A 6000-nucleotide genomic window follows, 5' to 3' on the forward strand; every position below is an offset into this window, starting at 1 on the left:
GGCCTTATGATACGAGAAGGCTGGGCGAACCGCCCAGGCGCTCTTTAAGACATGTGGGAATCACCTGCTGGGCTTGACCGACGGGCCGGCATTGCCGGTCGGCTTGGGGCGTTGTCCACCCCGAGTCTTTGACGTCGCTGAACGGCCTCCTGCTTACCGGCTGTTGCTCCTATGCGCTGACAGGCAGGGGCATCGAGCTGATCGGCAGGGAGGCGTTAAGGCGACGGGAACGCTCAATGAGCGTTAGGAGGACGGCGGTCTGTGGCATCTACGCGTTCCTTTCCGGCCCAGTGCTTGGCGACGGGGCAATGGCGCCCGTGAAAGCGAAGGTGATTAATCATGAAAGCATGTCAGAAGGAGACCGTGGTCCTCCTCCGCGAGGCTCGGTCGATGATGCGCAACGACGTAGATGCCCGCGCTATCGCATGCCTTGATAAGGCGATAGAAGCGTTGGAAAGCGAAGATGGTACGGCTGAGGGAAGGGCAAGTAGCCGAAGGGCCGCCCTCTATTGGCTCGGCAAGGCGCTTCGCTGGATTCCGGCGCTGAAGATTCTCTTCGAGGACTTTATGTGATGGTGCAGCAGACCGCTATCTCTTTTCTTGTCCGTGCGGTGAATTCATGAACATCGGAAACGCCATACTCCAGTGCCGTCGTCGCCTTGGCCTGACGCAGACCGAGGTCGCGGAGAAGGCTGGCGTTTCGGTTTCGTACTTGTCCCTCTTGGAACGTGGCCACCGTCAAGACCCTAGCCTCTCGACCATCGAGGGTATCGCAGGTGCGATGCGCATCCCAGTGAACATCCTTCTGTTCATGGCTGCGGAGCCCCGCGAGCTTGGCGGTATGTCGCCCGAGTTGGTCGATACACTGACAGATGCCGCACGCCGGTTGATGAGCGACGCGCAGTGACCATGGTAGCGGACGAAATGCACGCGCAATACCTGCACGCCCCAATCGGCAGCATCAAAGCATTGGGTCGCGCTCTCCGCGTCGGGCCGGCCCGCCTTCGGGCCTTGGCCAATCGTGCTGAATCGCTTTACCGGGAAGTTCCCCAGACAAAAAAGGACGGGTCAATCAGACTTACCTATGATGCGCGGCCTCCCTTGAAGGCAGTCCAACATCGCATCAACACGAGGTTATTCAGCGCAGTACGCTATCCGGCATATTTGCATGGTGGCATTAGGGTCCCGGAATCGCCAAGGGACCCGCACTCCAACGCACGACCACATTCTCAGGCATATGCACTGGTCTTGGAGGACATCGCGGACTGCTTCCCTTCCATTCGCGCTATGGATATTCGGGACATGTGGCTTCGGCTCTTTCGGTTCCCGGAAGAGGTAGCAGACTGCCTTACATCGCTCACGACGCTCACCGGATTTTTGCCACAGGGTGCGAAGACAAGTACCTACATCGCGAATCTAGCCTTTTGGGACGTGGAGCCGCCGATCGTCCAGCGCCTCACTCGTATGGGTCTGCAATATACTCGGTATATCGACGACATCACGGTTTCGTCGTCTGAAGACCTTGGGCGAGACGAGAAGACATACGCCATCTCACAGATCTATGGGATGCTCGCCGCAAAGGGATGCAGACCGAAACGGTCAAAGCATGAGGTCAGGAAGCGTGGACAACGCCTCCAAGTAACTGGCTTGGTAATAAACGGAAAGTCGCCGGCCATTAGCAGCCCTGAGCGACGCCGGATTCGTGCAGCAGTATACGAACTTGAGGTTCTGGCTGACTCTGGCGCTCACGCGAGTGAACTTCGTGAGAAACTCGGAAGAGTAAGGGGTCGGGTGAACCGACTAGCTCGTACCGGACACTCAAGCGCGGAGAGCCTTCACAAGCGTATTGAACGCGTGATTATGCAACGTCCCGACCTAGTCTAGTCGGTTCGATGCCGCACCATTTCAGACTGCTGTGCCTAACAGTGTTACCACTTAAAGTGTTCGCAGTTTGAACGGCGTAACCCCAATCAGATATCACATTCCAACATCGCATTAGGTCGAATGACCACTCCTGGCCGGTTCTTGTCATATGCGCGGCGGACTGCCCCCATCCTGTTGTCTTCGTCATTCCATAAACGTTGGTCGGGAAGCGACGTCGGCTCTTCGCCAAACGTTGCGACAAGCGAAACACCGACCTTCTGAATGTCCTAGCCGTTACTTCAGAACGTACCGTTACTGAGCCCGTGTGCCGCCCCGTGGTTTCCGGGCGGCCCATTGTCACGTTGTAGCACAGCCGCTAGCGCGCGGTACCATAGGGTGCCGCACAGGCATTAGAACAAGCAGCCGGGGGATCCTCTTTGAACACCGAGAACCACTCGCGGACAGCCGCGTTTATCTGGTCCGTCGCCGATCTCCTTCGCGGGGATCTCAAGCAGTCCCAGTACGGGCGGGTGATTCTGCCGTTCACGCTGCTGCGCCGGCTGGAGTGCGTGCTGGAGCCGACCAAGGCCAAAGTGCTGGAGGCAGCCAAGGAGCATGCCAACAAGCCGGATGGCGTTCGCGAGCGATTGCTGCTGCGCGCCGCCGATCAGCCGTTCTTCAACGCGTCGCCGTTGACCCTGGGCACGCTGTCGGACACGCAGACGGCCGACGACCTCATGAGCTACGTGCAGTCCTTCAGCGGCGATGCCCGCGAGATCTTCGAGCACTTCAACTTCGAGGACTTCGTCCAGCAGTTGAACGCCAGCAACCTGCTCTACCAGGTGGTGCAACAGTTCGCGAGCATTGACCTCAGCCCCAGGCGCATCTCCAACTTCGGCATGGGCTCAATCTTCGAAGAGCTCATCCGCAAGTTCGCCGAGAGCTCCAACGAAACCGCCGGGGAGCACTTCACGCCCCGGGACGTGGTGCACCTGACCACCTCTCTGGTACTCACAGGCCAGGACGACAAGCTCAAGCCCCACAGCATTGTTACCGCTTACGACCCGACCGCGGGCACCGGCGGCTTCCTGTCCGAGAGCGACGAGTACATCCAGCAGGTCAGTGAGAACGTCACCGTCTCGCTCCACGGCCAGGAGCTCAATCCCGAGTCCTACGCCATCTGCAAGGCGGATATGCTCATCAAGGGCCAGCAGGTGGAGAACATCAAGCTCGGGAACACCCTCTCCGACGACCAGCTCGCTGGCGAGCATTTCGACTTCATGCTCGCCAATCCGCCGTTCGGCGTGGAGTGGAAGAAGGTCCAGAAGCAGGTCACCGACGAGCACAAGATCAAGGGCCATGACGGGCGCTTCGGCCCCGGCCTGCCGCGGGTCTCCGACGGCTCGCTGCTGTTTCTCATGCACCTGGTGAGCAAGATGCGCGACCCGCGGGAGGGCGGCTCGCGCATCGGCATCATCCTGAACGGCTCGCCGCTATTCACTGGTGGTGCGGGCAGCGGCGAGTCCGAGATCCGGCGCTTCCTGCTGGAGCGCGACCTGGTGGAGGCCATCGTGGCCCTGCCCACGGACATGTTCTACAACACCGGCATCGCTACCTACGTCTGGGTGCTGTCCAACGACAAGCCGACCCATCGTCGAGGCAAGGTCCAGCTCATCAACGCTACGGACCGCTACAGCAAGATGCGCAAGTCGCTGGGCTCCAAGCGGCAGTACATTGATGACGCCAACATTGACGACATCGTCCGCCTCTACGGTGCCTTCGAGGAAACCGAGGAGAGCAAGATCTTCCCGGTGGAGACGTTCGGCTACCGGCGCATCACCGTGGAGCGCCCCCTGCGGCTCAACTTCCAGGCCAGCGAGGCGCGCATCCGCCGCATCCTGGAGGAGAAGCCGATCCAGAAGCTCGATGAGACCACTCAGGTGAGCATCCTGGCCGCCTGCGAGGCCATGGACGGGCACACCCTCTACCGCGACCGCGAGGCGTTCACCCAGGCCCTCAAGCAGGCGCTCAAGGCGAAGAACGTCAAACTGGGCGCCCCGCAGCTCAAGGCCGTGCTCAATGCCCTGTCCGAGCGTGATCCGGAGGCGCCGCCCTGCACGGATAAGAAGAGCAACCCGGAGCCGGACACGAGCCTGCGCGACAACGAGAACGTCCCGCTCACCGAGTCCGTGTACGACTATTTCGAGCGCGAGGTGCGTCCCCACGTCCCGGACGCCTGGATCGACGAGGCCAAGCGCGACGAGCATGACGGCGAGGTGGGCATCGTCGGCTACGAGATCCCCTTCAACCGCCACTTCTACGTGTTCAGGCCGCCCCGGCCGCTGGAGGAGATCGACGCTGACCTCAAGCAGTGCACCGACCGGATCAAGCGGATGATCGAGGAACTTTCGGCGTGACCCGTGGGTCGTCGACCAGCGGCTTTGCACTCGCGGTTGGCGGGGTGTTTCCGTTGAGCACCGTAGGTCCAAGGTGTATACTTGTGCGTAACAAAACCCGCCAAGGCTATGCTCTTCGGAGTACCCTCAAACCGGCGGGTTACTCTTTTTCGGGGGGCTGAAATGGAGTTCGGCAAGCCCGCCACCACGATAGACCAACAAATCCAGATCCTCCGGGATCGCGGCATGCGCATCGATGACCCGGACCGCGCACGCCACTACCTGCAGCACATCAACTACTACCGGCTGACGGCCTACTGGCTGCCCTTCGAAGCAGACCACGATACCCATCGATTTCACCCCGGGACGCGGTTCGAGGCGGTGCTGAACCTCTACGTCTTTGACCGGGAGTTCCGCCTACTCCTGCTTGATGCCATCGAGCGTGTCGAAGTCTCGGTAAGAACGCAGTGGGCATACTACATGGCGCAACGATACGGCCCGCACGCCTACCTGGATGCCGCCCTCGCGACCAACGCGCGCTGGCACGCGCAGAACCTCGCGAGCCTGGAGCAGGAGCTTGCCCGGTCCGACGAGGTCTTCATTCAGCACTATCGAGAGACGTACTCCGAGCCGAAATCGCCACCCGTATGGTCCGTCTGCGAGATCATGTCGTTCGGGCTCCTGTCGCGCTGGCTGACTCAGTTGCGCAAGGGTGACCGGAGCCGGATCGCCGCCGTCTACAAACTGGACCAGCGCGTGCTCCAGGCGTTCATTCGCCACCTGACCTATGTGCGCAACCTGTGCGCCCACCACAGCCGCGTCTGGAACCGAAGCCTGACCGTGACCATGGAGCTGCCCAGGAAGAAACCGCCCGGGCTGGCGGAAAATTTCCACCAGCAAGAGCCGCGGAAGATCTACAACACCGTGACCATGCTGGCTTACCTGCTGGACCGCATCAGCCCGAACCACAGTTGGAAGCGGCGACTATTGGCGTTACTGGATGAACACGGGATCGATCCCGCACAGATGGGATTCCCGCGTGACTTCCGCGACCGGCCGCTTTGGCGCGACCCGCAGCTCCGGCGTGATAACTGAAATGAGCGCGATATGAGTTTTCCGAGCTATCCCGAGTACAAGGATTCTGGTGTGGAGTGGTTGGGTGCTGTGCCGTCGCATTGGCAGGTCCGCCGACTTCGATATACTGCGGTGCTTAATCCCTCGAAATCCGAAGTGCGGGGGCTTTCTCCCGATACTCCGGTAACTTTCCTGCCGATGGAGGCGGTAGGTGAGGACGGTTCTTTGGATACAAGCGGCCGACGGGCTTTGGGCGAGGTTATTGAGGGCTACACGTACGTCCGAGAAGGTGACGTTGCGTACGCGAAGATTACACCTTGCTTCGAGAATGGAAAGGCCGCGCTTGTTCGGGGAACGCACGCGGGCATCGCATTTGGCACCACAGAGCTTACCGTTCTGCGTCCTGAACCTGAGAAGTGCATTTCGGAGTATCTTTTCCGAGTGATCTCTGCCGAGCCGTTTCGGACATTGGGGGAAGCCTCAATGTATGGTGCCGGGGGGCAGAAACGTGTGCCAGACGACTTCGCTCGCGATTTCACCATTGGGTGGCCGCCCGTCTCCGAGCAACGGACTATCGCGACATTCCTAGATGTCGAGACTCGGGTGATCGTATACCAATTTTCGAAATAACTCGGGCCGATCCCGTTGCCATGCCTTGAGGGTCTGC

At 60.3% G+C, this 6000-nt stretch carries 5 protein-coding genes; all 5 read left to right on the forward strand.

All coding sequences use genetic code 11. The features are described 5' to 3' along the window. The first annotated feature begins 339 nt into the window (after window positions 1-339). The 5 genes from ACPEES_RS07455 (at window position 340) to ACPEES_RS07475 (ending at window position 5354) form a co-directional block, all read left to right on the forward strand. Entirely contained in the window at window positions 340-573 is a 234-nt protein-coding gene (locus tag ACPEES_RS07455) for a hypothetical protein (protein ID WP_435102639.1), read from the forward strand. 46 nt (window positions 574-619) lie between these two features. Then, window positions 620-907, forward strand: coding sequence for a helix-turn-helix domain-containing protein (locus ACPEES_RS07460; RefSeq protein WP_435102641.1), 288 nt, complete (start codon window positions 620-622; stop codon window positions 905-907). Window positions 908-924: 17 nt separating this feature from the next. Then, the gene (locus ACPEES_RS07465; RefSeq protein ID WP_435102651.1) at window positions 925-1884 is read left to right on the forward strand and encodes a reverse transcriptase family protein; all 960 of its coding nucleotides are present in this window, start codon (window positions 925-927) and stop codon (window positions 1882-1884) included. A gap of 416 nt (window positions 1885-2300) precedes the next feature. Further along, window positions 2301-4280 (forward strand): type I restriction-modification system subunit M, encoded by a 1980-nt coding sequence (locus ACPEES_RS07470; protein WP_435102643.1) that lies wholly within the window; start codon window positions 2301-2303, stop codon window positions 4278-4280. Between the two features lie 162 nt (window positions 4281-4442). Next, entirely contained in the window at window positions 4443-5354 is a 912-nt protein-coding gene (locus tag ACPEES_RS07475; RefSeq protein ID WP_435102645.1) for an Abi family protein, read from the forward strand. Window positions 5355-6000 lie beyond the last annotated feature (646 nt).

The sequence above is a fragment of the Arhodomonas sp. AD133 genome (assembly GCF_051195215.1).
GTDB lineage: Bacteria > Pseudomonadota > Gammaproteobacteria > Nitrococcales > Nitrococcaceae > Arhodomonas.